Below are 305 nucleotides of genomic sequence, written 5' to 3'. Positions count from 1 at the left end.
ATCTTCCATACCGACCATTTATACATCCCCACTAGTTATAAAAGTCTTATATTGAGCCTAAATATGTAGAAATTTCTCTCCACTTATTTTTTACAATAAATACTGGAATCTCATCAAGAGGAGCTTGAATTAGGTAAGAACTACCGCCTTGATACTCCTTTTCACTAAACAGATGCACCCACTCTCTATCATCAGGTAAATAAACTATCCTTTCTCTGAGTTGATAGTCTACAATAGGGGCTACTAAAATAGAGTCTCCCAACATATAAGTGTTATCCACATCCCATGCCATTGAATCATTTGGA

Annotated in this window: 1 pseudogene; it reads right to left on the bottom strand. The window is 35.7% G+C overall.

Annotated elements, in window-relative coordinates:
- Window positions 1-46: 46 nt before the first annotated feature.
- Window positions 47-305: pseudogene (locus C1G53_RS09580) on the bottom strand (glycoside hydrolase family 31 protein); the annotation flags it as partial.

The organism is Streptococcus suis (genome assembly GCF_002960445.1).
Taxonomy (GTDB): Bacteria; Bacillota; Bacilli; order Lactobacillales; family Streptococcaceae; genus Streptococcus; species Streptococcus hyiners.
Note: the sequence above shows the minus strand (reverse complement) of the source record. Positions and strands in the feature narration are given on the sequence as shown.